Origin of the sequence: uncultured Brevundimonas sp. (genome assembly GCF_963977465.1) — a bacterium.
In the GTDB taxonomy this organism is placed as follows: Bacteria; Pseudomonadota; Alphaproteobacteria; order Caulobacterales; family Caulobacteraceae; genus Brevundimonas.
Window position 1 is genome coordinate 289,121 of sequence record NZ_CAXBOQ010000005.1, and the last position, 26,667, is coordinate 315,787.

Below are 26,667 nucleotides of genomic sequence, written 5' to 3' on the forward strand. Positions count from 1 at the left end.
TCCATCGACAGGCCCCGCCCTCCGCGCTAGAGCGAAATCGGTTGAGTGGGACGAAGTCCAACTCGGCTCAGATTTCGCTCCAGTTTGAATCTGGACCATTTTTTGGATTCAGGTCGGTTCGACCTGAAACAAAAATGGTCTAAGGCTCCGCCCCTTCGGAATTCAGGATACTGTCCCCCGTGCGACTGCCCCAGGCCCGGCTCGATCAGGTACTCGACCGCTTCCACCAGGTGGAGGCGCGCATGGGCGCGGCCAGCGACGGTCAGGAGATCGTGCGCCTGTCCAAAGAGCATGCCGAGCTCAAGCCGGTCGCCGACGCCGTCATGGCCGTGGCCCGGGCCCGGGCCGAGGTCGCCGATCTCGAGGCCATGGCCAGTGACCCGGAGATGGCCGCCATGGCCGCCGAAGAGCTTGAGGCGCTCAACGAGACCCTGCCGGAGCTGGAGCGCGAGGTCGCCCTGCTGCTGGCCCCGCGCGACGCCGACGAGAACGCCTCGGCCGTGCTGGAAGTCCGCGCCGGCACCGGCGGTGACGAGGCCGCCCTGTTCGCCGGTGACCTGTTCCGCATGTATTCGCGCTATGCCCAGGCCCGCGGCTGGAAGGTCGAGGTCGATTCCGCCACCGAGGGCGACGCCGGCGGCTTCAAGGAAATCATCGCCACCGTGAACGGCGACGGTGTGTTCGGCCGGCTGAAGTTCGAGAGCGGCGTGCACCGGGTGCAGCGCGTGCCGTCGACGGAAGCCCAGGGACGCATCCATACCTCGGCCGCCACCGTCGCCGTCCTGCCCGAGGTCGAGGATGTCGAGATCGACATTCAGGACAAGGACATCCGCATCGACACCTTCCGCGCCTCGGGCTCGGGTGGCCAGCACGTCAACAAGACCGACTCCGCCGTGCGCATCACCCATTTCCCGTCCGGGATCGTGGTGACCTCTTCGGAGAAGTCGCAGCACGTCAACCGCGACAAGGCGATGAAGAACCTGCGCGTCCGCCTGTATGACCAGCAACGTCAGGCCAAGGACCTGGCCCGCTCCGACACGCGCAAATCTCAGGTCGGCTCGGGCGACCGCTCGGAACGTATCCGCACCTACAACTTCCCCCAGGGCCGCGTCACCGACCACCGTATCGGCCTGACCCTGCACAGCCTGCCACAGATCCTCGAGGGCGACATCGACCCGCTGCTGAACGCCCTGATCACCGAGGACCAGGCCGCGCGCCTCGCGGATCTGGAAGCCGAGTTCAGCTAGACGGCGTCCCGTCGTCTTCCGGCGGCGGCCCGGGGCGATCCCGGCTTCGCTGTCGGTCGCGGCGGATACGGCGGTGCATCAGCCGGTCGGACAGGGCCTCGGCGTGTTTCAGGGTGAAGGCCAGGGCCGCCGGATTGCCGCGTCGGGCCCCGACACTGTCGGCGACCACGGCACCCCGGTCACCGATCGCCAGAGGCTGGCCGGTGGTGGTGTCGATCGCCGTCTGGTGTTCGATCTCGGCGTTCAGCTCGGCCCCGAGAATGATGATCTGCACCGACAGCCAGGTCCACAGCAGGAAGCCCATCATCGCCGCCAGCGGCCCGTAGGCGGCGGTGCGCACAAAGGTCTGCAGGTACCAGCTGAACACGAACGATACCGCCAGACTGGCCGTGGCCGCAAACACCGCCCCCGGGGTCAGCCAGCGCCAGCGGGCGCGGCTGCGGCACGGGCCATAGCGATAGATCACCGCCAGCGCGGCCCCATACCCGACCAGCAGGATTGGCCAGCGCAGCGGGGCCAGGTGGTTCCACTCTGCAGCCAGACCGAACACCCCCAGCACCAGCGGCACGCCGACCACCAGCGCCGCCGTCATGAACACTGCCATCAGGCCCGACAGGGTGAAGGCCATGCAGATCAGGTTGTAGTGGACGATATTGCGCTTCTCGACCTGATGGTAGGCGACATTCAGTCCGTAGAAGAGCGTCTTGATGCCGTTGTTGGCCACCCACAGCGACAGCAGCAGCGTCCAGGCCAGGGTCAGGGTCATCTGCGGCTTGGCGGTTTCCGCCAGCCGGTCCATCTCGCCGCCGAGGAAGCTGGCCACGCCCGAGGGCAGGACCGAATAAAGGAATTGCAGCCGGCTCCAGGCGTCGGCCGGGTCGGCGAACAACCCATAGACGGTGACGAATGCGGCCAGGGTCGGGAACAGCGACAGCACGATGAAGAAGGTCACGCCCCCGGCCAGGAAGCCGACCCGGTCGCCGAAATAGGACATCCCGACCCGCCACAGGATGTCGGTCCAGCCCTTGCGTGGAATCTGCAGCGGGCGCCTGGCCAGTCGACCGCGGCCCGGCTCGCGCGCGTCGAAATCCTCGGGCGTCGGCGGCGGCGGCGGCGGTTCGTCCGGGCGAAAGCCGCGCACGTCCAGCCCGACCTTGTGGCCTTGACGATGCAGCAGATGGATGGCCCCGGCCCCCGCGGCCAGGCTGCCTGCCACGGCCGCCAGCAGCCGCCAGGCGCGCCCGCCACCGCTGGCGCGGGCCGGTTTGGATGATCCGGTTCCTGTCCCCATCGGGCTCATCAACACCTCCCGTGATCTGCCGTTCCGCTTGAATTCGGTCGAAAGGCGCACCAATCAATCCTCATGACCGATAGCACGCCCGCCCCCACGCTCGTCACTGTCTGGAAATCTGCCCAGGCCCGGCTCAAGGCCGGTCACATCGACAGCCCCACCATCGACGCCCGCCTGCTGCTCGAGGTGGCCGGTGAGTGCAGCCGCACCGACATCCTGACCGATCCGCATCGGGTCCTGACGGCGGAGCAGGCCGCGGCCTATGCGGCGATGATCGACCGGCGGCTCAAGCGCGAACCGGTGTCGCGCATCCTCGGTCGCAAGGGCTTCTGGAAGATCATGCTCAACGTCACCCCCGACGTGCTCAGCCCCCGCCCCGATACCGAGGCCATCCTCGACGTGGTCATGCTGGCCTTCCCGCCGGAACGAGCCTTCCAGATGATCGACCTGGGTACGGGTTCGGGCAATATCCTGCTGGCCACCCTGGCCGAGCGCCCGGCCGCGCGTGGCGTGGGCACCGACATCTCGTCCGAGGCCATCGCCGTGGCCAAGGAGAATGCCGCCAACCTCGATCTCGACGCCCGCGCCAGCTTCCTGCGCACCGAATGGGCGACCGGCTTCGGTCCGGGTGAGTTCGACCTGGTGGTGTCTAATCCGCCCTACATCCCCAGCGCTGACATCGCCGGCCTCGACCCCGAGGTGTGTGATCACGACCCGCATCTGGCGCTGGATGGCGGCCCTGACGGCCTGCAGGCCTATCGCGAGCTGGCCCCCGAGATCCGCCGCATCCTCAAGCCGGGCGGCATCTTTGCCGTCGAGATCGGCTGGGACCAGGGCCGGGCCGTCCGCGACCTGTTCGCGGCCGCAGGCTTCGCCGACGCCAAGGTGGTCAAGGACCTGTCCAACCGCGACCGTGTCGTCACCAACGGCCCCGACCCGCGCACCAACCCGATTCCGAAGATGTGAGCCCGGCACGGGCGTGCCGAACAAACCCCTTGGAAACCCGCCCGTCCCGCGCTAAGTCTTTGTCTGTCTCCCACCCAAAACGCACGCCTTGGACCGCTTCCGGCCCATCCACGCGCGCATCAGGGCAGTGACGGTCGGGCCGGTCGCCCGGCGGACCACAGGGCGTCAACGGATTTCCGAATACATCGTCAGCGGGGATTGGCCCCGAACGAGACGGAACGAAGAAACGGACGGCGACAGGCTGCAGCATGCAGACCCGCCCGTTCCCCTTAAAAAGCACGGTAAGTTTCGATGAGAGATTTCAAGGGCATGAAGCGTCAACGCGGACGCAACAGGAAGCCCGGCGGCGGTGCCAGCAACGCCAACAGCAGCAATCCGAACCGGTCGTGGGATTCCCAGGGCCCCGAGAACATCAAGGTCCGCGGCAACGCCCAGACGGTCTATGAGCGCTATCAGCAGCTCGGCCGCGATGCGACCGCGAGCGGCGACCGGGTTCTGGCCGAGAACTATATGCAGCATGCCGAACACTATTTCCGCGTGCTGCGCGCCCTGCAGCCACAGCGTTCGGTGTCCGAGATCGCCGCCCGCGAACTGTCCAACCAGGGCTATGACATCGATTTCGAGGACGAGACCGGGGCCCAGGCCGCCGCCTTCCTCGCCGCCCAGCAGGCCGCCGACCGCGCCGCCCAGGGCGACTCCGGTGACAGCCAGGGCGACAGCAACAGCAACGGCAATGGCCAGTCGGGCAACAATCAGTCCGGCAACAACCCGTCGGGCAACAATCCGTCCGGCAACCAACAATCCGGCAACGGCCAGCCGCGTGAGTGGCGCGACCGCGACGGCAATCGTGACCGCGACGCCCGCCCGCCGCGCAACCGTGACGATCGCCCGCGTGAGGATCGGCCCCGTGAGGACCAGGCCCGCGACGACCAGCCCCGCACCGAGGGCGATTCCGACAGCAGCCGCCGCGAGACCCGCCGCGAACGCTGGGAACGCCGCCGCAACGAACGCCCGGCCCGCGGTGACGGCACCGACGGCGAGACGTCCGGTTCCGACGACGATCAGGCGACCGCCGCTGCCGCGACGCCCGCGGCCGAACCCGCCGAAGCCGCACCGGCCCGGACCGAGACCCGGGCCCGCCGGCCGCGCGCCGAACGTGCCCCCCGGACCGCGACCGTCGATACCGCCGATGACGCGCCGACGGCCCTGCCGGGCTTCCTGACCCGCTCGACCGTGCCCGCCGCTGCCCCGGCCGAGGCTGCGGATGCGCCGGTCGTCAAACGTCGCGCCCCGCGCAAGAAGGTCGAGGCTCCCGCCGGCGACGAGTGACCCCGCACCGCAGCGGCCGGTCTTGACGGCAGCGGTCATGACCGCTTGTTGGGACCGGTACCCTGCGGAAGGACCGTCCATGCGTTCGCGTCTTCGTCTGTCTCTCGTCACCGCCGTGGCGGCTGTCACCGTGACGGCCTGCGCCGCCACGCCCCCGCCGCCGCCACCGCCGCCGATGGGGCCGTCGGGCCAGCCGGGCCGGGTCCTGCGCGACTGGCGCAGCATCATCACCAGCACCGACCGCGATCGTTACACCCGCCGCGACGCCGCCTGGGCCCTGGCCCTGCAACAGGCCCGACGTCTGCCCGGCTCGGGCGACCTGTCCAGCCTCGGTGATCTGATCGACCCCGACGCCGCCCGCTCCGGCGTGCGCCCGCTCGTCGGCGACTACCGCTGCCGCACCGTCAAACTGGGCTCCCAGGGCGGCGAAGCCGGGCTCGGCTATGTCGTCTATGACTGGTTCGCCTGCCGCATCGAACAGACGCCGGGCGGCCTGAAATTCTCCAAACTGACCGGCTCGCAGCGCCCGGGCGGCCTGCTGTTCACCGAGACCCGCGACCGGATGGTCATGCTCGGCTCGGTCGCCCTGGCCGCTGAACCGCCCGCAAACTCCTACGGCCAGCGGCCCGAGCGCGACCTCGTCGCCGTGCTGGAACGGATCGGCGACCGCCGCTGGCGCCTGGTCATCCCCTGGCCGCAGAACGAATCCAACCTCGACGTGATTGAGCTGGTGCCGAACTGAGCACCAAACCGGTCCGCGTCGCCGTCGCGGGGGCCGGCCCCTCGGGGCTGGCCTGCGCCCTGATGCTGGCCCGTCAGGGTCGCGACGTCGTGGTCTTCGAACGGTTTGCCGAGGCCGGTCCGGTCGGGGCCGGCTTCATGCTGCAGCCCACCGGACTGGCGGTTCTGGACCGGCTCGGCCTAACCCCGGCCGTCGAGGCCATGGCCCAGCCGATCGATCACATCATCGGTCGCGAGGCCCGGCGCGGCCGGGTCGTGCTCGACGTCCACTATCGCGATCTGGCACGACCGCGGGTCGCCCTGGGGGTCCACAGGGCCGCCCTGTTTGATGTCCTGTACCGGGCCTGTGTCGCCGACGGGGTGCGCTTCGAGGTCGGGCGCGAGATGGTCGCCGCCGGGGCCGGTCGGCTGACCGATGCCCACGGCGTCCAGACTCCGGCCTTTGATCTGGTCATCGATGCGTCCGGCGCGCGCTCGCGCATCGCCGCCGACCTCGGCGCGCGACCCCGCCCTTTGGCCTGGGGTGCCCTGTGGGCGACGACACCGTGGCCGGGCGCGCCGTTTGATGCCCGCGCCCTGCAGCAGGTCTATCGCTGCGCGTCCCGGATGGTCGGGGTTCTGCCGGTCGGCGCGCGGCCGGGCGCGCCGGAGCGGCTGGCCACCTTCTTCTGGAGTCTCAGGACCGACGATTATCCGGTCTGGCGCAGCGCCGGGCTGGAGGCGTGGAAGGTCGAGGTCCGCGCCCTGTGGCCCGCCACCGGCGACCTGCTCGAGACGATCACTGACCCGGACCAGCTGACCCTCGCCCGCTATGGCCATCACACCCTGGCCCGCCCCGTCGCCGACCGGCTGGCGATCATCGGCGATGCGGCCCATGCCACCAGTCCGCAGCTGGGGCAGGGGGTGAATATGGGCCTGCTGGATGCCTGGAGTCTGAGCCAGGCCCTGACGCGGGAACCCGGTGTCCCGGAGGCCCTGTCGGCCTATGCCAGCGCCCGTCGCTGGCATGTTCGCCTCTATCAGGCGCTCAGCATGGGCTTCACCCCCTTCTACCAGGCCGACGGGGCCTTCCTGCCATGGGTCCGCGATCATGTGCTCGGCAAGGCGGCGCGCCTGCCGTTTTCGCCCCGCCTGCTCGCCGCCACGGTCTCTGGCCTGTTGCTGGATCCGCGCCCGCCAGCCGCCTGAGCGGCAGCGTCCCCGCCGACTTCGCTTGACCCCCGGCGTCCGAACCGTGACTCTGCGCCTGCGTCGGGTGTCCCGGCGCGTGTTTTCAAGGGGTTCGCATGCGCGGTATCGGCGCCACCATCACCATGGTCGTTTTGTTGGCGATCGCTCTCGGCATCGCCCTCGTCGGCATGCCCACCTACAACGTCTATTCCAAGCAGATGAAGGGCAAGGCCGCCTATGAAGAGGCCGTCCAGAACCGTCGCATCCGCGTGCTGGAAGCCCAGGCCGCGCTGGATTCGGCCGAGCTGACGGCCCAGGCCGAGATCGCCCGCGCCCGCGGCACCAACGAGGCCAACCGCATCATGGCCGAAAGCCTCGGCGGCCCCGACAACTATCTGCGCTGGGCCTATATCAACATGCTCGAGGAAACCGCCGGCAAGGGCGACCGCTCGGTCATCTACCTGCCGACCGAAGCCGGCATGCCGATCCTCGAAGCCGGCCGCCGTCCGGCGCCGTAGGGCTCATTCCCTGCCGGTCACAGCCCGCAGAGCGGGGCGGGGGTCCATGGTCTCGGGCGTTCGCACGTCCCGGGCCAGCCCCACCCGCTCCAGCAGCCGGATCAAGCCGTAGCCCCAGTCGCTCTGGCCGGGATACAGGCCGATCCGGGCCGAGCCGGGCCAGGCATGATGATTGTTGTGCCAGGCCTCGCCCATGGTCGGGATGGCGGCCCAGGGCACGTCGTGGGCCTGGACCCCGGCCCCCTCGACCCGCCACGACTGCGGCCCCCGACGGTGCGCCAGATGGCCGACGAACCAGTGGCCGGTGACCGAGGCCGTGATCCGGGCGCACACACCCCACACCACGAAACCCCAGCCGCCCAGCAGATACAGACCGACCGCGATCGGCATCTGCTGCAGCATCCAGGTCCGCTCCAGAAAACGATAGAAGCGATCCCGTCCGACCCGGCCCAGATCGAAGGCCGGCGGATGGTCCAGCGCCAGTCGGGCGTGCATCTGCCAGATCGCGTCGACCGGCATCGACCGTCGGTGGGCCAGATAGTCGTGGCAGTCACTCTGGCGCTGGGCCCAGTCACGCAGGTCATGGGCGCGGATCATCCAGAACGGACCGCTCATGCCCAGGGCGGTGCCGACCCAGACCAGTCCATGCTCCAGCCACAGCGGACAGCGAAAACTGCCGTGGATCAGCAGCCGGTGAAAGCCGACCGAATGCCCCAGCAACAGACCCGCCCCGGTGGTCAGGGCGAACACCGCCAGCGCGCCGGGACTGACGGTCAGAGGTCCCAGCACCAGGGTGACCAGCAGCATGGACCCGTTCCACAGCGAATGGACCGGATCCCAGACCACCCGGCCCGCGACCGGACTGCATCCCGGTGTCTCGACCAGGCTGTTGACCGCGCAAGGATCGGGATGATCGCTCATCGGTCCGTCCCGCCGCGCCCATAGGCCGACCACCACAGACCCCAGCCGGCGAAAGCCCCGGCCAGGGCCCCGGCCGCGCCTGCGGTCCAGTCATGGGTCACCAGAAACCAGATCGGGCCCACAAGGCCCGCGCCGCACGTGACGGGTGTCGGCCAGTTCCGCATGCCGAGCGCATGAAGCCCTGCCCAGAGCGGCAGGGCGACGAACACGCCGCCCAGACCCCAGACAATCACGCTGGGAAGAATGATCACCAACATCAGTATGGTGAATCCAGGAAGGCTGATGCCGGCCCCCCCGGGTTCCATAGCCCACCACCCCGTGACCGCGACTGCCGTTGCGGCCGACCCTGAAAGGATCAATCCCGATACCCCACGACCCACCATGTCGGCAGTCAGGCGGGTTTTTGTCGCTCTCTGTTTCATATCCAGCCTCCTAGGTAATTAGTTCCTGACTTAAATACCTAATCAAAGGGGCTGGCAAGCCCTTAGCAAATCGCTTAAATACGTCTCCATGCAACGTGTGTTTGAAGCCCTGTCGTCCGGCGTCCGGCGCAAGATCCTCGCCTATCTGGCCCATGCCGATCTGACCGCCGGAGAGATCTCGGCCCGGTTCGACATGTCAAAGCCGGCTGTGTCCCAGCACCTGTCGGTGCTGGAGAACGCCGGGCTCGTGCACAGCGAAAAGCGCGGCCAGTTTGTCCACTACAGCCTTGTGCCCGACCATCTGGCCAATACGTTGAACGCCTATGCCCAGGAGGTCTGCCCGGTCTCGAAACCGCTCAAGACTGAAAGCGCGGCCCTGGCAGCGGGCAAGAAAACCAAGGGCTGAAAGTCACCGATCTCTGACGACCGGTGCCGGTTCAGTCGGCCGCGGGACAGTCCAGCGGTTGCCGGTACGAGACGGCAGAGGGATCGAGCCGGCGCGCCGTCGTCATCTCGGTTTCAGACTCGGCGCAGCGACCGAGCAGCGCCAGCGCCGTCGCGTAGCTGTGGCGGAAGGCCGCTTCGTCCGGCACCTGCTCCACTGCGCGTTGGCAGAAGCTGATCGCCTCCGGGCCCCGGTCTGCAAGCGTCAGATAGTAGCACTGGTTGTTCAACAGACCCGGATGATCCGGGCTTCCGGCCATGGCCTGGGCATTGTGATCCAATGCCCCGTCGAGATCGCCGAGGTTTTTCAGGACGGAAGCGCGCTGGGCGTGTCCGACCCAGTCGGTCACGGGAACGCGCTGGAACGCCGCCAAGGCCGGTGCGAAAGCCGGATCGTTGCCGGACTTCAACAGGGGAAGGATCAGGGTCAGTATCAGGCTTCGGGGCTCATCATCCACGGGATACCGGCCCCGGGTTTCGGGCGGGAGGGCCGGATCTTCTGACAGCAGTCTCCACGCCATCCGCGCATCCTCCAGCGCCTCCTTGTCCCGGCCGACATGGCGATAGGCATCGCCCCGAAACGCGTGGAAATGTGCATCGGAGGACACGGTCTGGCCGGGTATGCGGGCCGCATCGTACAAACGAACGGCCTCGGCGAAATTCCGCGCCAGATAGGCCTCGGTGCCGAGGTTGATCAGGGCCCAGCTGTGGACCGGACTGCCCGGAGCGGTGGCGTCGGCACAGGCCTGGTAGTCGGCAGTCCGGCACGCCGGTGGCGGCGGATCCTGCCTGACCTGTGGGGTCGGGGCCGTGGCCAGGGCCAGGGTCAGGGCCAGGCTGAAAACCAGCATCACACCCGCACCAGCTTCAGGTCCTGATAGTCGTACGAGAAGTCGATGTCGGGCGAGACGCCCTTGACCGTGGCTCGCACCGGGCGACCGTCCTCGATCTCGAAGGTGATGAAGGCGTCTTCCTCGCGCGTGTCGGGGAAGCGGGTGCGCAGGGTGTCGCCGTCATAAGGTTCCAGCGGTCCCTGCAGGGCCGGATTGTGGGTGAAACTCAGCCACAGTTGCAGGTCGCGCGCTTCGATGGTGATGTCCCCGTACCAGGGGTCGCGCCAGGTCCCGGCATAGGCCGACAGCGGCAGCGTCGGCGCGGCCCCAGCGGCCTGTTTGGCGTCGATCTCGACCGCCGCAGCCAGCGATTTTGCGATGCCTTCGTCATTGCGGCGCACCGAGTCGGCGATCCAGTCGAAATCGGTCTTGGCCATGCAGATGTCGGTGATGCCCGAGCGCAGCGCCCGCAGCAGATAGCTCTCTTCGGCATTGGAGAAGACCGCAAAGCCGACCTTGCGGCCGGGGATCAGCATGGTCGCCGAAATGCCGCCGGGCGAGCCGCCGCCGTGGCTGATCAGTCGTTCGCCGCGATAGTCCTGCACCGACCAGCCCATCGCATAGGTGGCGGCGATGGCGCGGCCGGGCAGGGCGGCGGTCGGCCCTTCGGACGAGTTGACGATGATGTTGGGCCGCCACATCTCCTTCGCCGTCTCCTCCGAGAACAGCCGGCTGCCGTCGGGCAGGGCCCCCATGGCCAGCCGCACGGCGATCCATTTAGCCCAGTCGGCGGCGCTGGCACAGATGCCGCCCGCCGCCGCCGCGGAATCCCAGTTCCAGATGGCGGCGATCGAGCCGGCGATCGGCCGCATCGGCCCCTGATAGCGCAGCGGCGGCCCGGTGCGGGCGTGCGGCAGGGCCGACTTTTCCGGATCGGCCAGGCTGGCCATCGGCACGGTGTCGCCCATGCCGACCCGGTCGAGAATGCGCGTCTGGACGAAGTCTTCCCAGCGTTGGCCCGAGGCTGCGGCCAGCACCTGACCGGCGACCACGAACATCAGATTGCAATAGTGGTAGCCGGCGCGGAATCCGTATTCGATCGGCACAAAGGCCACCCGCGCCATCACCTGCTCGCGGCTTCGGTCGCTGTTGGGCCAGAACAGCAGATCCCCGGCCCCCAGACCGAACCCGGCCCGGTGACTCAGGGTGTCGCGCACCGTGATCCGCTCGCCGATCACCGGGTCCGACAAGGTAAAGCCGGGCAGATAGGTGCGCACCGGCTCGTCCCATTTCACCTTGCCCTCATCGACCATCATGGCCAGTCCGGCGGCGGTGACGTTCTTGGTGTTGGAGGCGATGGCGAACAGGGTGTGGTCGTCGACGCGCCGGGCCTCGCCCATCTTGCGCACGCCATAGCCGCGCGTCAGCACCGCCTCGCCGTCCTTGACCAGGGCCACCGACAGGGCCGGCTGGTCGGGAAAGGCCGCCAGACACCGCTTCACATAGGCATCGACCGCCGTGGCCAGATCGGCATGATCATTGGCCGCCTCATGCGCCCAGGCCGACAGCGGCAGGGCCGCGACGCCCATCCCGGCGACGGAAGAGGCCAGGGCGGCGCGGCGGGTCAGACGGATCGACATGGGCAGGGCTCCGGAACGAACTGAGCCCGGACGCTAGCCCGCGGGAGCGGCCGATGCCAGACGCGCACAACCCGGCCGCCCACCCCTTGTGTGTCTCACTGGCCACACCCACCTTTGCCTCAGATCAAGGCGTCGCTTGTCGCAAGGGCGCAACTGGTCGACCATCCGCCGCTTCAGGGGACACGCATGAATCTCGACCTCTATTCCGACCGCGCCAAACAGGCGATCCAGTCCGCCCAGTCGCTGGCCCTGGCCCGCCGCCACCAGCAGTTCGCGCCCGAGCATCTGCTCAAGGTGCTGCTGGAAGAGCGCGACGGCCTGGCCCGCAACCTGATCACCGCCGCCGGCGGCGACGCGGCCAAGGCCGAAACCGCCACCGAAACCGCCCTGAAGAAGCGCGCCCAGGTCTCCGGCGGCTCGGGCCAGCTCTATCTGGACGGCGATACCGCCCGCGTCTTCGCCACGGCAGAGGACGCCTCGAAAAAGGCCGGCGACGCCTTCGTCACCACCGAACGCCTGCTGGCCGCCCTGCTGCGTGAGGGCGGGGTCGCGGCCCAGGTGCTGAAGTCGGTCGGGGTCACCACCGACACCCTCGACGCGGCCGTCACCGACCTGCGCAAGGGCAAGACCGCCGACTCCGCCGGGGCGGAGGATGCCTATGACGCGCTGAAACGCTACGCCCGCGACCTGACCCAGGCCGCCCGCGACGGCAAGATCGACCCGGTCATCGGCCGCGACGAGGAGATCCGCCGCACCATTCAGGTGCTGGCCCGCCGCACCAAGAACAACCCCGTCCTGATCGGCGAACCCGGCGTCGGCAAGACCGCCATCGTCGAAGGCCTGGCCCTGCGCATCGTCAACGGCGACGTGCCCGAAAGCCTCAAGGACAAGACCGTCATGGCCCTCGACATGGGCTCCCTGATCGCCGGGGCAAAATACCGCGGCGAGTTCGAGGAACGGCTCAAGGCCGTGCTCGGCGAGGTCACCGCCGCCGAGGGCCAGATCATCCTGTTCATCGACGAGATGCACACCCTGGTCGGGGCCGGCAAGGGCGACGGGGCCATGGACGCCTCCAACCTGCTCAAGCCCGCCCTGGCCCGTGGCGAGCTGCACGCCGTCGGGGCCACCACGCTCGATGAATACCGCAAGCATGTGGAAAAGGACGCCGCCCTGGCGCGGCGCTTCCAGCCGGTCTTCATTGAGGAGCCCAGTGTCGAGGACACCATCTCGATCCTGCGTGGCATCAAGGAGAAGTATGAGGTCCACCACGGGGTGCGCATCTCCGACTCTGCCATCGTCGCCGCCGCCACCCTGTCGCACCGCTACATCACCGACCGCTTCCTGCCGGACAAGGCCATCGACCTGATCGACGAGGCCGGTTCCCGCGTGCGCATGGCCGTCGACTCCAAGCCCGAAAGCCTCGACGAGATCGACCGCCGTCTGGTCCAGCTCAAGATCGAGCGCGAGGCCCTGAAGAAGGAGACCGACAAGGCCTCGGTCGCCCGCCTCGAAAAACTGGATGACGAGATCGCCGACCTCGACGCCGAGTCCGACGACCTGACCGCCCGCTGGAAGGCCGAGAAGGAGAAGGTCGGGGCCGGGGCCCAGCTGCGCGAAACGCTGGACCGGCTGCGCGCCGAACTGGCCGCAGCCCAGCGCGCCGGCGACCTGGCCCGCGCGTCAGAGATCGCCTACGGCCAGATCCCCGGCATCGAGAAACAGCTGGTCGAGGCCGAGGAAAACGAGACCGACAAATCCGGCCCCCTGACGCCCGAGGTCGTCGACGCCGAACAGATCGCCCAGGTCGTCAGCCGCTGGACCGGCGTCCCCGTCGACAAGATGCTGGAGGGCGAGCGCGACAAGCTGCTGGCCATGGAGGACGCGCTCGGCCAACGCGTGGTCGGCCAGGACGAGGCCCTGACCGCCGTGTCCGATGCGGTGCGTAGAGCTCGCGCCGGCCTCAACGACCCCAACCGCCCGCTCGGCTCCTTCCTGTTCCTCGGCCCCACCGGCGTCGGCAAGACCGAACTGACCAAGGCCCTGGCCGAATTCCTGTTCGACGACGAGGCCGCCATCACCCGGATGGACATGTCCGAATACATGGAGAAGCACTCGGTCAGCCGCCTGATCGGGGCCCCGCCCGGCTATGTCGGCTATGACGAGGGCGGGGCCCTGACCGAGGCGGTCCGCCGCCGCCCCTATCAGGTCGTGCTGTTCGACGAGGTCGAGAAAGCCCACCCCGACGTGTTCAACGTCCTGCTCCAGGTGCTGGACGACGGCCGCCTGACCGACGGCCAGGGCCGCACCATCGACTTCCGCAACACATTGATCATCATGACCAGCAACCTCGGCTCCGAGTTCCTGTCACAGCAGGGCGAGGGCGAGACCGTCGACGCCGTGCGCCCCATGGTCATGGACTCGGTGCGCGCCCATTTCCGCCCCGAATTCCTTAACCGCATCGACGAGATCATCCTGTTCAGCCGCCTCGGCCGCGAACAGATGGCCGGCATCGTCCGCATCCAGCTGTCACGCTTCGAGAAGCTGCTGGCCGACCGCCGCCTGACCCTGTCCATCGACGACGCCGCCCTCGCCTGGATCGCCGACCGCGGCTACGACCCGGTCTATGGCGCGCGGCCCTTGAAGCGGGTGATCCAGAAGGATCTGGTCGACCCGATCGCGCGGAAGCTGCTGGCCGGTGAGATCGAGGACGGGTCGGTGATCGGGGTGTCCGCCGGGGCCGACGGGCTCGAGATCGGGAAGGTGCGGGTGCATTAACTCCCTGCTTAGCGAATGCGGCGCTTGGCAAGTTCCGGCTAAAGCCACGGTCGACTGAGGTCAGGCGGCAGCTTTGTGAAGATCCATGAAAAGAACCGGCGTGTCTCGCGCCTTGTTCTCGTCTGTGTCGATAAGGGTGAAGCCGCAAGCCTCATAAAAGGAGACTGAAGCCTTCTTCGCGTCCACAACCACAAATCGACAACCAACGGCAGGACAAATCTCGCTCCTAGCAATCCCGACGGTAAAGTCGACTAGCGCCGTGCCGAGCCGATAGCCGGTTCCCCTGTAGTCGGAACCGACCAGCAAGCGGGCAATCTTTACAGCAGGATAATTCTTGTAAGGGAAAGCTACCTCCGCCTCCAGCAGGCGGTTTTCACTGACCACTTCACTGCATGTCAGAGTGACGTAGGCGGCTACTTTGCCAACCGTTTTGTCTTCGAATACGTAGGTCCGAGCCAAGTTCGCCGCCTCGAACTTTGCGGCCTTCTGCTTGGCAAAAATCTTGAGCGCGAGAAATTCCTCCTCGCCATGCTTGAGTGCGCCGAAGCGCTCTCCGTCGCGCATCGGCCGCAGCGCGAACTCAATCTGAGCTGCGGCCTTGGGCACTCGTTAGCGGGTTTTCTCGACCTTAAAGGTCAGCTCGCGGCCATTTTCCCGGAATGAAGTCGCCATTGCCACGCCACGCACAAGGCTTTCCTTGGCGCGCGCTTTGGGGCGACCATAGGTCACTTGGCGGCGGAACTTTTGGGCGTCCTCCTCGGTGAGAGTGACGCTGCCGAAAGCGCTAGAAATAACGGCCATACCATCCTCCTTTCGAGTTACGAGGGCTCAGACACAAGCGTCTGACTGTTGTACAACGCACTAACTGGCCGTGGGTGCATTGTTGTCAACTGGGGATTGACAAATCCGCTTTTCGACGCTATTGCCAATGCCTTGGCGTTTGACATTGCCATCCGCTTCGCAGTGGTGAAAATTAATGTCATCGTTGCCCCCTCGCACCACCTTTAAAACGGACTGTACCAGCTTGCTGCGTCAATAACGGGCGTGCGGCCAGTCAGGTACTAAACGTTACGATCGACGCTCGAAGAGTTGCGGGCCGGGCTAGATACCCAGGCGAGTCGAGGCTCGTTTTGGGGGCTGAAAGGCGCTGGATTCGTTTCCAATAGCGGAACAAAGGGGGTTCATAGAGGGCGCGTGGTCCCGTCCAGGCAGTCGCAATTCACTGTTAACAAACACTAATTTGGAACCCGTGACTTTCCGGTCGGAAGCCCCTTCCGAACCACTCGCAAAGCTGCCTATAAGGCTGGTGCGAGGACCGACGGGTTCATTTCCCCGAGGGTGCGCGCCCGTACTGACCTGAGGGCTCAATCAAAGGTCGGTACGAGCGGCAGTCGCTGAAGTCTGGTGCGGCACGAGAGGGGCGGGATTGGTGAAAGCCGGTCCCGCCTTTTCGTTGCAGAATCGGATTGTCCAGCTTGTGGCCTAGCTTTTCCGGTCTTGCCCGATTTCCATGCATTAAGCCGGTCTCGTACGTCAATAGTTCGGCTAAAAATGTACTACAGCGCGTATCGCCCGTAGTACCGTATATACGCCGATAATGTCGTCGCTATCGTACCGCTTTATGTGGGCTTAGTTGCGAAGTTCATTCCATGAATGGCCCAATCCACGCACTCTTCACCCACCCAACAGCGGCATCACCTCCACCGCCTCGCCCGGAAACACCGCGCCGCGCGGATGCCCCTCGAACAGCCGCGCCCTCTCCGTTTGGGAGAGGGCTTGAGCGCACGACGGCGCAGCCGTCGTTCTGGCGCTCAAGGGTGAGGGTCGACTGTCCGGGGGCGGCTTCGCCGCTTCACCCAGCCGACCCTCATCCGAGCGGCTACGCCGCCCACCTCCACCCACCGGGAGAAGGATCGGGGTTTATGCCCACCCCCGCACCGCCTCTGCCGCCACCCGATCCGTCCACGCCTTCTTGCACGCCGCATAGGCCCCGCTGTCGTCCGGATGCCGGGCCGCGCAGCGTGCCTTCTCGCGCGCATAGGCGGCGGCCGTGGCGGGCTCGGCCCGCAGCCGGTCGCGGAAGGCCAGATGCCAGGCGAGGGCCGGGTCCCCGGCCGCATACACATGCAGGTGGACGGCCCGGACCCCGGTGTCCGGATCGTCGCGGGTGAAATAGCGCCGCCCGGCCGCGCCGTTCTCGCCACGCCAACGATAGCCCAGCCCTTCCAGCGCCGACCGCGCCGCCTCGATCCCCGCCAGCGCCCCGACCTCGCCCAGCAGGTCGATGACCGGCTTGGCCCGCAGGCCCGGTACGGCGGTCGAGCCGACATGATGCACGGCCAGCAAGACTCCGGGCGCGGCGGCCTGCAGCTCCGCGATCAGCGCCGCCGCCCGGATGGTCCAGTGCGGGCTGTGGGGCGCGAGGGCGACAGGTCTGGGCATCCGCCATGATCCGGAGCGGCGCGGCCGGGGTCAAGGCACCCCCACGTCCTTCTCCCCTTGCGGGTGGAGGAACGATCGCATTGCGATCGGACGACGGGTGGGCGGCGCAGCCGCTCGGATGAGGGGTTTCCGTGGCGGCGAGAGTCAGCGACCCGTGGTGAACCCGCTTTCGGTCCCGCCGGTGCGACCCCTCATCCGTCAGCCTTCGGCTGCCACCTTCTCCCACAAGGGGAGAAGGATGCTCACACCCCCCCGCTTCAAAATCGCCGTCAGACTCCCGTCGCTCTCCAGCATCACCACCTCGGCCTCGGCCATGTGTCCCTCCGCTCCCTTGCGGTATCACAGGCCCGCCCTCGTCATCCCGGAACCACACTGCGTCGCGGGGATGACGGGCGGTTGCCGTCCCCCTGTTCAACTCGCTCTGCGTGCGTCACAGTCCCCGACCATGACCACCCCGGCCGCTGATCGTCCGCCGCTGTTTGCCCCCCGGCGCGACGCCCGCGGGCGTCGGCGCGCCGGGCCGCCGATCTGGGATCGCCGCGCCTGGAAGCTGCTGTTCTCCCCGTTCGGCGTGCCCGCCTTCGTTCTGCTGGCCCTGTTCGCTGTCGGGCTCAGCGTCCAGACCCTCGCGTGGGCCGTCTCGGGACAGGCCCTGGCCGAGGGGCGCTGGTACACGCTGGTCACCCATATGGTCGCCCATCTGGGGGTCGTGCATATGCTGTTGAACGCCAGTGTCCTGTTACCGCTGACGCCGCTGGCGATGGTGCGGCTGGGGGCGACCCCCATGGGCTGGCTGCGCTTTATCGGGCTGTTTGTGGGGTCGGGACTGGCCGGGGCGGCGCTTTACCTCGCGCTCAACCCCGCCGGTCTGCCGATGGTCGGTGCCTCGGGGGCGATCTTTGGCCTGTGGGGTGCGGTGGGACGGATTCGCGCCGACGGCAGCATGGCCCCGCTGCGGTCGCGGAGGGTCCGGGACGAGGTGCTGCAGGTCCTGCTCCTCAACCTCGTGGTGTACGGGCTCGTCTTCATCCTCACCCAGATCGAGGACGGCGGCTTCGGCGGGATCGCCTGGGAAGCCCATATCGGCGGCTTTCTGTTCGGCCTGCTGGTCATGCCCTGGCTGGCCCCGCGCACACCGCCCCCGGCGACTTGCTGAACGCGAGGCGCCGGACTAACGCCCCCTCCGTTTTCGTCATCCCGGGGGCGCGAAGCGAACCCCGGGACCCTTCAATATTGCCGTCAGACTGCCGTCGCTCTCCAGCATCACCACCTCGGCCTCCATCACGGTGCGGCCGCCGGCGGCGCGGATGGCGCTCAGCACCTCGTTTTCGGTGATCCGTTCGCGCCGCATCGCCGCTTCGACGGGGCTGCCGTCGCGCACCAGCAGCGTCGGATCGGATCGCACCCCGCGCCGGATCCAGCCCCAGCGGATCGACGACCAGGTGACCAGATACTGCAGCCCGATCAGGCTGGCGAAGGCCACCAGTCCCTCGGCCAGGGCCACGTCCTTGTTCAGCAGCGTCGTCGCCAAAATCGACCCCAGCGCCACCGTCACCACCAGATCAAAGGCGTTCAACTTGGACAGGGTCCGCTTGCCCGACAGCCGCAGAAACAGCACCAGCCCGACATAGGCCAGTACCGACACCAGCGCCGTCCGCCCCAGCCCCGGCCAGCCCTGAAACAGAATGTCGTCCATCGCCTCGCCCTCCGGTGGTTGCCCCGGGCTAACGAGTCGGGCGGGGGAGGGTTCATCGATAGCCCCTCTCCCGGGGGAGAGGGGTTGGGGAGTGGGCGTACGGTGGTCCCGGCGGCGCACCGTAACCTCTCACCCTTTCGCCTGACCGATCGCTGCGCTCGCGGAGGCTCAAGCCCTCTCCCGCCGGGAGAGGGATGCGATGCGACATGTTTGTGAACAATCCCCCTATCGGCGCTACTCAATCTCCAACCGGATCAACCCCTTCCCCTTTTCCACCCCCAAAAAAACCCGCCCCCCTTCCGACCTGCGCCATACTCCCCGGGTCCCGTCGCAAGGAAGGACCGTCTGGCCTGCGACCTGGTGTGCGGCGGGAGTGGAGAAGCGGGGGCCCGGTTCCGGTCTGCCATCGCAAGGCAGGCGACGCCCGGGGTCTGATCGGGATGATTGGATGTCAGGGATGCGGGGGATACGCATCCGGTCCGGGGACTGTGTCGCAAGAACGGCCCGCCCGTCAGGGGCACTGCGGTAAGGCGCTAAATATCGCCACCCGACGCAAGCTTCTGAAAACTCTCCACGCGGAGCGTCAGCCTTCGTCGAAACGGTATTTTTTTGAGTCCTCCGGGCGAAGGCCCGGCGCACGCGAACAATCTCTCTATGCAACCGGAGCGTCACGAGGCAGATTGACTCCATGACCGACCTCGACGCCCCCAGACCTGTCCTGCAAAGCGTCACCGACGGCCGTCTGGCCGGGTTCGGGCAGGCGGCCCGCAGCACGGCCCCGGCCATGGTCCTGATCGGCGTGTTCGTTGTCGTCCTGATCGCCGAGGGCGTCGCCGGCGGGGTCGGTGGCTGGGGCCTGTCGGGTCAGGCCCTGGCCGAGGGTCGCTGGCACACCCTGGGCAGCCATATGGTCGCCCACGCCGGTCCCACCCATATGTGGATGAACAGCGCCGCCCTGCTGGCCTTTACCGCGCCGGTCATGACCCGGCTGGGCGGGGTCTGGTCGGTCCGGGCCTGGGTCCGCTACGCCCTGTTGTTCGGCCTGTCCGGTCTGGCCGGTGCCGCGCTGTTTGTCGCCCTGCATCCACTCGGCACCATCCCGATGGTCGGGGCGTCCGGAGCCATCTGCGGCCTGTGGGGCGCGGTCGCGCGGATCCAGGCCGACGGCCGGATTGCGGCGCTGCGGTCAGGCCCGGTCTGGACCCAGATCAAGGCCTTCACAAAGATGAACGTGGCGCTGGTGCTGGTGCTGCTGATCCCGATCTGGCTCGGGGCCACGCACGGCCTCAGCCTGGCCTGGGAGGCCCACCTCGGCGGCTTCCTGTTTGGCCTGCTGGCCATGCCGCGTCTGGCCCCGGTCCTCGCGCCGGTGCCGGTCCCCGCCACGGCCTGAGACCGGCGCGCGTCGTCAGTGCGCCCCGGTGCCCTTGGGCAGGTGCTGTCGCTCGTGCCGGCCGACGCGGGTCACCAGGGTCTTGCTGGCGGCGTTCATGCCGGTCAGCACCACCTCGGCCCCCTGGCGGCGATAGCGGAACACCACCTTGTCGACGGCGGCGGCCCCGGTCAGGTCCCACAGATGCGCCTCGCGCATGTCGATCTCGACCCGGGTCGGATGGCCGTGATGTTCGAAGGCGGCGGCGAACACATCGGCCGAGGCGAAGAACAACTGGCCGCTGACCTCGTAACGCAGCTCGCCCTCAGGTGAATCGACCTCGCTCACCACCACCGTCTTGCCGACCTTGCGCATGAAGAACACCGCCGACAGGATCACGCCCAGCACCACCCCCTTGGACAGGTCGTGGGTGGCGACCACGGTGCCGGTGGTGGCCAGCATCACGATCGACGACTGCATCGGCGTCTCGCGCAGCTTCAGCATCGAGCCCCAGTCGAAGGTGCCGATCGAGACCATGATCATCACCGCCACCAGCGCCGCCATCGGAATGACCGCGACCCAGTCCTGCAGCACCAGGATCAGGAACAGCAGGAAGACCCCGGCCCACAGGGTCGACAGTCGCCCGCGCGCACCGCTGGTCACATTGATGATCGACTGGCCGATCATCGCGCACCCGGCCATGCCGCCGAACAGCGGTGACAGCACATTGGCGATGCCCTGGCCGCGCGTCTCGCGGTCCTTGTCCGACGGGGTGTCGGTGATGTCATCGATCAGATTGGCGGTCAGCAGGCTTTCCAGCAGGCCGACGAAGGCCAGGGTCGCGGCCACCGGGGCGATGATGGCGAACGTCTCCCAGGTCAGCGGCACCTGCGGCAGGTGGAACATCGGCAGGGTCGAGGGCATCTCGCCCATGTCGCCGACGGTGCGCACGTCCAGCCCCATCCACACGGCAAAGCCGCTCAGCACGACGATGGCCACCAGCGGCGACGGCACGGCCCTGGTGATGCGCGGCAGGCCGTAGATGATGACCAGTCCGGCGGCGACCATGGCGAAGGTCTGCCAATTGGCCCCGATCAGCTCGGGCATCTGGGCCATGAAGATCAATATGGCCAGCGAGTTGACGAAGCCGGTCATCACCGATTTCGAGACGAATTTGATGTACCGGCCCAGCCGCAGCACGCCGACGGCGATCTGGAAGATCCCGGTCAGGATCGAGGCGGCGAACAGATATTCCAGCCCGTGGTCACGCACCAGCACGACCATCAGCAGGGCCATGGCCCCGGTGGCGGCGCTGATCATGGCCGGGCGGCCACCGACGAAGGCGATGGTCACGGCGATGACGAAACTGGCGTACAGGCCGACCGCCGGATCGACGCCGGCGATGATCGAGAAGGCGATCGCCTCGGGGATCAGGGCCAGGGCCACGACCGTGCCGGCCAGCATGTCCTTGCGGGGATTGGCCAGCCATTGCTGGCGCGCATTGGCGATCAGGGTCATGTCGTCAGGGTCCGTCGCAGGATCGGCCGGGCGCGTCAGGCGCGCGATGTCCGGGTTCGTTCAATTTCCCGGGGGATCGGCGCCCGGGCTAGCCACCCGGTCGAGGCCGGGTCCGTGGTGTCGGCAGCCCTTGCGATATTGCAGTGCAAAAAGCAAGGAGACGCCGCCCCCGGGCCGGGGGCGACGACGTCCTGTGCCGCTTGCGCTGCGCCGGACTCAGCGGTCGATGCGGGTGGCCGAGCCGTGGATGATGCAGGCGAACTCGGTGCCCGGCTGGCCGGTATGCGCCCCGGTCGAGGTCAGCACCCCGTCCCGCGCGTGGCAGCTGTCCCGAAGAGCGGTCAGCTCCCGCTGGTACCAGGAATCGCCGACCGTGCCGGTGGCACAGGCGCCGAGGGTGAGAAGGGCGATCAGGGCGAGAGAGGTACGCATGGGATAGTCTCCTTCCGGATTGAGAGGCGGGCTCAGTCGGTCTTGGCAGCAGCGGCGGCGATCAGGGCATCATCGATCTCCCGGGCCCGCACCGCCGCCGGCCGGGTCGAGAGACGTTCGGCGTAGGCCTTGAAGGCCGGCCGCTCGGGCAGGGTCTTGAACATCAGGCCCCAGATGATCTGGCTGCCGACATAGACATCGGCGGCGCTGAACCGGTCACCGAGGATATAGGGCCCCTTCGCCACCGCGGTCTCCAGCGTGTCGACGGCATTCTCGAAACTGCCGTAGCCGGCCTGCATCGCCTTGTCGGCCGGGGCCAGCAGGCCCAGCGACTTGGCGGTGACGGCGGCTTCCAGCGGCCCGGCGGCAAAGAACAGCCAGCGCAGCCAGGTGCCGCGCGCCGGATCGTCGAACGCCGGGGCCAGACCCGCCTCGGGAAAGGTGTCGGCCAGCCAGGCGCAGATGGCGGCGCATTCGGTGACCACCACGCCGCGGTAGGCCACGGCCGGGACCTTGCCCATCGGATTGATCGTCAGATAGTCCGGGCCCTTCATCGTGGTGCCGTAGTCCAGCACCTCGGTGCCATAGGGCTGGCCCAGCTCCTCCAGCATCCAGCGCACGATCCGCCCGCGCGACATCGGGTTGGTATAGAAGACAATCTCGTCGCTCATGGTCGCGATGCTCCGGTCTGCAGGGACCAATCTAGACCCGGACGCCGCAATCAACCAGCGGTCTCACGCGGGGGTGACTATCGCCCAGGCCGGGCGGGCGGTAAGTCAGGGTCATGACTGCATCGCCCCGCCTGCGCCGCCTGATCGACCTGCCCGGAATCGCCGATCTCGAATACCAGGCCCTGCTGAAACGGGACTGGGCCGAGCCCGGGGCCCGCGCCGAATTCCCCGAGATCGACGCCTGCTCCCGCGCCGTGTTCGGCCTGACCGCCGACGAGGCCGAGGCCATCGCCCGCCCGGCCGACTGGGACGGCATCGACCAGCAGTCCCACGCCCGCCAGGTCGAGGCCTTCGAGGTCGAGGGCTGGGACGTGACCGACAACCGCCGCAAGCCGCTGCGCATGCTCGACCATTTCAGCACCCAGCTGTGGCTGGCTATCCGCGGCGTCGCCGGCGAGCTGCCGTTCCAGCCCGACGACGAACAGCCCGACGCCTGGGGCTCGTCCTTGGCGGACGACGCCGCCCGCTTCCGCAAGCGCTGAGCCGGCCCATGCAGACCGATGACCGACAGCCGGGCTGGCGCTTCTGGATCGACCGCGGCGGCACCTTCACCGACATCGTCGCCCAGGCTCCGGACGGTCGCATCCAGACCGGCAAGCTGCTGTCCGAGAATCCCGAACACTATGCCGATGCCGCCGTCGAAGGCGTGCGCCGGCTATTGGGGGCCGGACCCGGTCCCCTGCCGCCGGGCCGGGTCGAGACCATCCGCATGGGCACGACCGTGGCCACCAACGCCCTGCTGGAGCGCAAGGGCGAACCGACCCTGTTGGCCATCACCCGCGGCTTTGGCGATGCCCTGACTATCGGCTGGCAGAGCCGTCCCGACATCTTCGCCCGCCACATCGTTCTGCACCGCCAGCTCTACGACCGCGTCCTTGAGATCGACGCCCGGGTGTCGGTCGACGGCACGGTGCTGGAGCCCCTCGACGAGGACCGTGCCCGCGCCGGTTTCGCCGCCGCCCATGCCGACGGCCTGCGGTCCGTGGCCATCGTCCTGCTGCACGGCTGGCGCTGGAGCGCCGACGAAATCCGTCTCGCCCAAATCGCCCGCGAGGTCGGCTTCACCCAGGTCTCGGTCAGCCATGAAATCGGGGCCCTGATCAAGCTGGTCGGCCGCGGCGACACCACGGTGGCCGACGCCTATCTGTCGCCGGTGCTGCGCGCCTATGTCGACCGGGTCGGGGCCGAACTGGGCGAGGACACGCCGCTGCTGTTCATGCAGTCCAACGGCGGCCTGACCGGGGCCCGCGCCTTCCGCGGCAAGGACGCCATCCTGTCGGGTCCCGCCGGCGGCGTGGTCGGCATGGCCGAGACCGCCGCGGCCGCCGGTTTCGACCGGGTCATCGGCTTCGACATGGGCGGCACCTCGACCGATGTCTCCCACTATTCCGGCGCGTTCGAACGCACTTCCGACAGCGTCGTCGCCGGCGTGCGGCTGCGCGCACCGATGCTGGCGGTGCACACCGTCGCGGCAGGCGGCGGCTCGATCTGCCGCTTCGACGGCGCGCGGCTGCGGGTCGGCCCGGAGTCCGCCGGGGCTGTGCCGGGCCCCGCCGCCTACCGCCGCGGCGGTCCGCTGACGGTGACCGACTGCAACGTCATGCTCGGCAAGCTAAGGCCCGAATTCTTCCCGCCGGTGTTCGGTCCGGGTGCCCACCAGCCGCTGGACGCCGACGCGGTGCGAGACGGCTTTGAGGCTCTGGCCGCCGATGTCCTGGCCGCCACCGGCCGATCCATGACGCCGGTCGAACTGGCCGAGGGCTTCCTCGCCATCGCCGTTCAGGACATGGCCGAGGCAATCAAGGCCATCTCAATCCAGCGCGGCCACGACGTCAGCGGCTATGTGCTGAACAGCTTCGGCGGGGCCGGGGGCCAGCACGCCTGTATGGTCGCCGATGCCCTCGGCATGACCCGGGTCATGCTCCATCCACTGGCCGGCGTGCTGTCGGCTTATGGCATGGGTCTGGCGGCGGTGCGCACCATCCGCGAGGAGACGGTCGCCGTGCTGCTGGAGCCTAAACAGATCGCCTTGCTGGACCAGCGGGCCGCCGTGCTCGGTGCTGTTGCCCATGCCGAGCTGGTCGCCCAGGACATCGCGTTCGAGTCCGTCGAGTCCCTGGTCCGGGCCCGGATCAAATACGACGGCACCGACACGCCGCTGACCGTCGCCTTCGGCCCCGTTGACGCAATGCGCGAGGCGTTCGAATCCCTGCACCGTCGGCGCTTCGGCTTCGTCGCCGCGGACAAGATCCTGATCGTTGAAAGCCTCGAGGCGGAGGCCACCGGCCGGTCCGGATCGCCCGGCCCCGCTGCGGCCGCACCGGTCGCCGAGACCGTGCCGCCGCCGATCCCGGCCGCGCGCATCCGCATGGCCGGCGCGGACCAGACCGCGGCCATCGTCCGGCGTGAAAGTCTGATCGCCGGGTCGGTGATCGACGGTCCCGCCGTCGTTCTCGAACAGACCGGAACCACGGTGATCGAACCCGGCTGGCGCGGTGTCACCGACGCCGCCCTGAACCTGATCCTCGAGCGGGTCGCGCCGCTGGCGCAACGGCGCGCGATCGGCACTGAGGCCGATCCGATTCTGCTGGAAGTCTTCAACAGCCGCTTTATGGCCGTGGCCGAGCAGATGGGCGAGGCCCTGCGCGCCACCGCCTATTCGGTCAACATCAAGGAGCGGCTCGACTTCTCCTGCGCTGTCTTCGACCGCGACGGAGCCCTGATCGCCAACGCCCCGCACATTCCGGTGCATCTGGGCTCGATGGGCGAGAGTATCGCCGCCGTTGTCCGTGCCCGGGGCGACGGCCGGGACGGCCGCGGCCTGCGCGACGGTGACGTCTATATGCTCAACGCCCCGTGGAATGGCGGTACCCATCTGCCGGACATCACCGTCATAATGCCGGTCTTTCTGACGGGTGAGGCCGGTCCGGCATTTTTCGTCGCGGCGCGTGGCCACCATGCCGACGTCGGTGGCATCACGCCGGGCTCCATGCCGCCGGGCAGCCGTACAGTCGAGGAGGAGGGGATCCTGATCGACGACTTCCTGCTGATCAACGAAGGCCGCCTTTGCGAGGCCGAGACCCGAGCCCTGCTGGGCTCCGGTCGCTGGCCCGCCCGCAACATCGATCAGAACCTTGCGGACCTGAAGGCACAGGTCGCCGCCTGCGCCCGCGGCGCACAGGAATTGGAGTCCATGGTCGCCAGCTTCGGCCGCGCCGCGGTCGACGCCTATATGGGCCACGTCCAGGACAATGCCGAAGAGGCAGTGCGGCAGGTTCTGGCCGTGCTGAAGCCCGGCACATTCGCGCTCGAGATGGATGACGGCGCGATCATCCGGGTGCGGATCGACGTCGATCCGAAGGCGCGTCGGGCCACGGTCGACTTCACCGGGACCAGCGCCCAGCGCGACAACAATTTCAACGCCCCGCTGTCGATCACCCGGGCCGCGGTCCTCTATGTCTTCCGCACCCTGGTCGATGACGTCATTCCGCTGAACGCCGGCTGCATGAAGCCGATTACCCTGCTCGTGCCCGAGGGTTCGATGCTCAGCCCGCTCTATCCGGCCGCCGTCGTGGCCGGCAATGTCGAGACCAGCCAGGCGGTGGTCGACGCCCTGTACGGAGCCCTCGGCGTGCTGGCTGCCAGCCAGGGCACGATGAACAATTTCACCTTCGGCGATGAGACCCGTCAGTACTATGAGACCATCGCCGGCGGCTCGGGCGCGGGACCGGACTTCGACGGAGCCGATGCGGTCCAGACCCATATGACCAACAGCCGCCTGACCGATCCCGAGGTGCTGGAGTCGCGCTTTCCGGTGCGACTGGATGAGTTCTCGATCCGACGCGGATCCGGTGGGGCCGGGGCCCATCATGGCGGGGACGGCGTGATCCGACGGGTACGCTTCCTCGAACCGATGACCGCCGCCATCCTGTCGAACCGTCGCCGCGTGCCCCCCTTTGGTGTCGCGGGCGGCTTGCCCGGCGCGGTTGGACGCAACAGCGTCGAACGCGCGGACGGCAAGCATGAAGCCCTGGGGTCGACCGCCGAGGTCCAGATGCGGCCGGGCGACGTCTTCGTCATCGAGACGCCGGGCGGCGGCGGGTTCGGGTCTCCGCCCAAAGAGTAGAAGCGTCGGAACGCGGGGGCTTTCGTCAGTCTCTTTTCCACGTCACCATCACA

General features: G+C 68.0%; 24 protein-coding genes and 1 other annotated feature. Of the genes, 12 read left to right on the forward strand and 12 right to left on the reverse strand.

The window, feature by feature from the left end:
* The first annotated feature begins 179 nt into the window (after positions 1-179).
* Positions 180-1,247 carry a peptide chain release factor 1 gene (gene prfA, locus AAC067_RS12555; RefSeq protein WP_339933024.1) on the forward strand — a complete coding sequence of 356 codons (1,068 nt, stop codon included), beginning with the start codon at positions 180-182 and terminating at the stop codon, positions 1,245-1,247.
* Here prfA and AAC067_RS12560 read toward each other — a convergent pair.
* Positions 1,240-2,547: a YihY/virulence factor BrkB family protein gene (locus AAC067_RS12560; RefSeq protein WP_339933026.1), complete on the reverse strand. Its 1,308-nt coding sequence runs from the start codon at positions 2,545-2,547 to the stop codon at positions 1,240-1,242. The two genes, prfA and AAC067_RS12560, sit on opposite strands and share 8 nt — an antisense overlap.
* A gap of 63 nt (positions 2,548-2,610) precedes the next feature.
* Here AAC067_RS12560 and prmC point away from each other — a divergent pair, with 63 nt between their 5' ends.
* The 5 genes from prmC (at position 2,611) to AAC067_RS12585 (ending at position 7,262) form a co-directional block, all read left to right on the forward strand.
* Positions 2,611-3,504, forward strand: coding sequence for a peptide chain release factor N(5)-glutamine methyltransferase (prmC, locus tag AAC067_RS12565; RefSeq protein WP_339933028.1), 894 nt, complete (start codon positions 2,611-2,613; stop codon positions 3,502-3,504).
* Positions 3,505-3,813: 309 nt separating this feature from the next.
* Positions 3,814-4,833, forward strand: coding sequence for a DUF4167 domain-containing protein (locus tag AAC067_RS12570; RefSeq protein ID WP_339933030.1), 1,020 nt, complete (start codon positions 3,814-3,816; stop codon positions 4,831-4,833).
* A gap of 79 nt (positions 4,834-4,912) precedes the next feature.
* Complete coding sequence (locus tag AAC067_RS12575) at positions 4,913-5,575, forward strand: DUF4893 domain-containing protein (RefSeq protein WP_339933032.1); 663 nt, start codon at positions 4,913-4,915, stop codon at positions 5,573-5,575.
* Positions 5,572-6,762: an NAD(P)/FAD-dependent oxidoreductase gene (locus AAC067_RS12580; RefSeq protein WP_339933203.1), complete on the forward strand. Its 1,191-nt coding sequence runs from the start codon at positions 5,572-5,574 to the stop codon at positions 6,760-6,762. Before AAC067_RS12575 ends, AAC067_RS12580 begins: the two co-directional genes overlap by 4 nt.
* A 98-nt stretch (positions 6,763-6,860) precedes the next feature.
* On the forward strand, positions 6,861-7,262 hold the full coding sequence (locus AAC067_RS12585; RefSeq protein ID WP_339933034.1) for a hypothetical protein: 402 nt from the start codon (positions 6,861-6,863) through the stop codon (positions 7,260-7,262).
* A 3-nt stretch (positions 7,263-7,265) separates the two neighbouring features.
* On the opposite strand, the gene AAC067_RS12590 is transcribed toward AAC067_RS12585, so the two are convergent.
* Together AAC067_RS12590 and AAC067_RS12595 are read right to left on the reverse strand one after the other, a co-directional pair.
* Positions 7,266-8,183: an acyl-CoA desaturase gene (locus AAC067_RS12590; protein WP_339933036.1), complete on the reverse strand. Its 918-nt coding sequence runs from the start codon at positions 8,181-8,183 to the stop codon at positions 7,266-7,268.
* Positions 8,180-8,440, reverse strand: a complete 261-nt coding sequence (locus AAC067_RS12595; RefSeq protein WP_339933037.1) for a hypothetical protein — start codon at positions 8,438-8,440, stop codon at positions 8,180-8,182. The genes AAC067_RS12590 and AAC067_RS12595 overlap by 4 nt, the downstream gene beginning before the upstream one ends.
* A 253-nt stretch (positions 8,441-8,693) precedes the next feature.
* Between AAC067_RS12595 and AAC067_RS12600 the strand changes: the two genes are divergently transcribed.
* A complete protein-coding gene (locus AAC067_RS12600) occupies positions 8,694-9,011 on the forward strand; it encodes a metalloregulator ArsR/SmtB family transcription factor (RefSeq protein WP_339933039.1) in 318 nt (105 codons plus the stop codon).
* 31 nt (positions 9,012-9,042) lie between these two features.
* Here AAC067_RS12600 and AAC067_RS12605 read toward each other — a convergent pair whose 3' ends face one another.
* Both AAC067_RS12605 and AAC067_RS12610 read right to left on the reverse strand, forming a co-directional pair.
* Positions 9,043-9,900, reverse strand: a complete 858-nt coding sequence (locus AAC067_RS12605) for a hypothetical protein (RefSeq protein WP_339933041.1) — start codon at positions 9,898-9,900, stop codon at positions 9,043-9,045.
* Positions 9,900-11,522, reverse strand: a complete 1,623-nt coding sequence (locus AAC067_RS12610; protein WP_339933042.1) for a serine hydrolase — start codon at positions 11,520-11,522, stop codon at positions 9,900-9,902. Before AAC067_RS12610 ends, AAC067_RS12605 begins: the two co-directional genes overlap by 1 nt.
* Before the next feature lie 186 nt (positions 11,523-11,708).
* Here AAC067_RS12610 and clpB point away from each other — a divergent pair, with 186 nt between their 5' ends.
* Positions 11,709-14,297, forward strand: a complete 2,589-nt coding sequence (clpB, locus tag AAC067_RS12615) for an ATP-dependent chaperone ClpB (protein ID WP_339933044.1) — start codon at positions 11,709-11,711, stop codon at positions 14,295-14,297.
* Between the two features lie 60 nt (positions 14,298-14,357).
* On the opposite strand, the gene AAC067_RS12620 is transcribed toward clpB, so the two are convergent.
* From AAC067_RS12620 to AAC067_RS12630, 3 genes are all read right to left on the reverse strand, one after another.
* A complete protein-coding gene (locus tag AAC067_RS12620) occupies positions 14,358-14,903 on the reverse strand; it encodes a GNAT family N-acetyltransferase (RefSeq protein ID WP_339933046.1) in 546 nt (181 codons plus the stop codon).
* Between the two features lie 3 nt (positions 14,904-14,906).
* Positions 14,907-15,098 (reverse strand): hypothetical protein, encoded by a 192-nt coding sequence (locus AAC067_RS12625; RefSeq protein ID WP_339933048.1) that lies wholly within the window; start codon positions 15,096-15,098, stop codon positions 14,907-14,909.
* Positions 15,099-16,217: 1,119 nt separating this feature from the next.
* Entirely contained in the window at positions 16,218-16,739 is a 522-nt protein-coding gene (locus AAC067_RS12630) for a GrpB family protein (protein WP_339933050.1), read from the reverse strand.
* Positions 16,740-17,184: 445 nt separating this feature from the next.
* Between AAC067_RS12630 and AAC067_RS12635 the strand changes: the two genes are divergently transcribed.
* Entirely contained in the window at positions 17,185-17,895 is a 711-nt protein-coding gene (locus AAC067_RS12635; RefSeq protein WP_339933052.1) for a rhomboid family intramembrane serine protease, read from the forward strand.
* Positions 17,896-17,931: 36 nt separating this feature from the next.
* On the opposite strand, the gene AAC067_RS12640 is transcribed toward AAC067_RS12635, so the two are convergent.
* The gene (locus AAC067_RS12640; RefSeq protein WP_339933054.1) at positions 17,932-18,435 is read right to left on the reverse strand and encodes a YetF domain-containing protein; all 504 of its coding nucleotides are present in this window, start codon (positions 18,433-18,435) and stop codon (positions 17,932-17,934) included.
* Between the two features lie 688 nt (positions 18,436-19,123).
* Here AAC067_RS12640 and AAC067_RS12645 point away from each other — a divergent pair.
* Positions 19,124-19,828, forward strand: coding sequence for a rhomboid family intramembrane serine protease (locus AAC067_RS12645; RefSeq protein ID WP_339933056.1), 705 nt, complete (start codon positions 19,124-19,126; stop codon positions 19,826-19,828).
* 15 nt (positions 19,829-19,843) lie between these two features.
* Here AAC067_RS12645 and AAC067_RS12650 read toward each other — a convergent pair whose 3' ends face one another.
* The 3 genes from AAC067_RS12650 to AAC067_RS12660 form a co-directional block, all read right to left on the reverse strand.
* Positions 19,844-21,319 (reverse strand): SulP family inorganic anion transporter, encoded by a 1,476-nt coding sequence (locus AAC067_RS12650; protein ID WP_339933205.1) that lies wholly within the window; start codon positions 21,317-21,319, stop codon positions 19,844-19,846.
* Positions 21,320-21,387: 68 nt separating this feature from the next.
* Positions 21,388-21,442 (reverse strand) — a sequence feature (sul1 is cis-regulatory element that is thought to sense ions involved in sulfur or methionine metabolism; They are found in Alphaproteobacteria).
* A 99-nt stretch (positions 21,443-21,541) separates the two neighbouring features.
* Positions 21,542-21,757, reverse strand: coding sequence for a hypothetical protein (locus tag AAC067_RS12655; protein WP_339933058.1), 216 nt, complete (start codon positions 21,755-21,757; stop codon positions 21,542-21,544).
* A 32-nt stretch (positions 21,758-21,789) separates the two neighbouring features.
* Positions 21,790-22,428, reverse strand: coding sequence for a glutathione S-transferase family protein (locus AAC067_RS12660; protein WP_339933060.1), 639 nt, complete (start codon positions 22,426-22,428; stop codon positions 21,790-21,792).
* Positions 22,429-22,541: 113 nt separating this feature from the next.
* Here AAC067_RS12660 and AAC067_RS12665 point away from each other — a divergent pair, with 113 nt between their 5' ends.
* Positions 22,542-22,970, forward strand: coding sequence for a hypothetical protein (locus AAC067_RS12665; RefSeq protein WP_339933062.1), 429 nt, complete (start codon positions 22,542-22,544; stop codon positions 22,968-22,970).
* A gap of 8 nt (positions 22,971-22,978) precedes the next feature.
* Positions 22,979-26,614, forward strand: coding sequence for a hydantoinase B/oxoprolinase family protein (locus AAC067_RS12670; RefSeq protein WP_339933064.1), 3,636 nt, complete (start codon positions 22,979-22,981; stop codon positions 26,612-26,614).
* Positions 26,615-26,667 lie beyond the last annotated feature (53 nt).

What these genes read in the sequence shown, in the direction of transcription:
- AAC067_RS12660 (WP_339933060.1), bottom strand. Translation starts at nt 22,428, where the DNA reads ATGAGCGACGAGATTGTCTTCTATACCAACCCGATGTCGCGCGGGCGG.
- AAC067_RS12655 (WP_339933058.1), bottom strand. Translation starts at nt 21,757, where the DNA reads ATGCGTACCTCTCTCGCCCTGATCGCCCTTCTCACCCTCGGCGCCTGT.
- AAC067_RS12590 (WP_339933036.1), bottom strand. Translation starts at nt 8,183, where the DNA reads ATGAGCGATCATCCCGATCCTTGCGCGGTCAACAGCCTGGTCGAGACA.
- AAC067_RS12575 (WP_339933032.1), top strand. Translation starts at nt 4,913, where the DNA reads ATGCGTTCGCGTCTTCGTCTGTCTCTCGTCACCGCCGTGGCGGCTGTC.
- AAC067_RS12595 (WP_339933037.1), bottom strand. Translation starts at nt 8,440, where the DNA reads ATGTTGGTGATCATTCTTCCCAGCGTGATTGTCTGGGGTCTGGGCGGC.
- AAC067_RS12645 (WP_339933056.1), top strand. Translation starts at nt 19,124, where the DNA reads ATGACCGACCTCGACGCCCCCAGACCTGTCCTGCAAAGCGTCACCGAC.
- AAC067_RS12610 (WP_339933042.1), bottom strand. Translation starts at nt 11,522, where the DNA reads ATGTCGATCCGTCTGACCCGCCGCGCCGCCCTGGCCTCTTCCGTCGCC.
- prmC (WP_339933028.1), top strand. Translation starts at nt 2,611, where the DNA reads ATGACCGATAGCACGCCCGCCCCCACGCTCGTCACTGTCTGGAAATCT.
- AAC067_RS12635 (WP_339933052.1), top strand. Translation starts at nt 17,185, where the DNA reads ATGACCACCCCGGCCGCTGATCGTCCGCCGCTGTTTGCCCCCCGGCGC.
- AAC067_RS12600 (WP_339933039.1), top strand. Translation starts at nt 8,694, where the DNA reads ATGCAACGTGTGTTTGAAGCCCTGTCGTCCGGCGTCCGGCGCAAGATC.
- AAC067_RS12630 (WP_339933050.1), bottom strand. Translation starts at nt 16,739, where the DNA reads ATGCCCAGACCTGTCGCCCTCGCGCCCCACAGCCCGCACTGGACCATC.
- AAC067_RS12570 (WP_339933030.1), top strand. Translation starts at nt 3,814, where the DNA reads ATGAAGCGTCAACGCGGACGCAACAGGAAGCCCGGCGGCGGTGCCAGC.
- AAC067_RS12640 (WP_339933054.1), bottom strand. Translation starts at nt 18,435, where the DNA reads ATGGACGACATTCTGTTTCAGGGCTGGCCGGGGCTGGGGCGGACGGCG.
- AAC067_RS12560 (WP_339933026.1), bottom strand. Translation starts at nt 2,547, where the DNA reads ATGAGCCCGATGGGGACAGGAACCGGATCATCCAAACCGGCCCGCGCC.
- AAC067_RS12585 (WP_339933034.1), top strand. Translation starts at nt 6,861, where the DNA reads ATGCGCGGTATCGGCGCCACCATCACCATGGTCGTTTTGTTGGCGATC.
- AAC067_RS12665 (WP_339933062.1), top strand. Translation starts at nt 22,542, where the DNA reads ATGACTGCATCGCCCCGCCTGCGCCGCCTGATCGACCTGCCCGGAATC.
- AAC067_RS12670 (WP_339933064.1), top strand. Translation starts at nt 22,979, where the DNA reads ATGCAGACCGATGACCGACAGCCGGGCTGGCGCTTCTGGATCGACCGC.
- clpB (WP_339933044.1), top strand. Translation starts at nt 11,709, where the DNA reads ATGAATCTCGACCTCTATTCCGACCGCGCCAAACAGGCGATCCAGTCC.
- AAC067_RS12625 (WP_339933048.1), bottom strand. Translation starts at nt 15,098, where the DNA reads ATGGCCGTTATTTCTAGCGCTTTCGGCAGCGTCACTCTCACCGAGGAG.
- AAC067_RS12605 (WP_339933041.1), bottom strand. Translation starts at nt 9,900, where the DNA reads ATGCTGGTTTTCAGCCTGGCCCTGACCCTGGCCCTGGCCACGGCCCCG.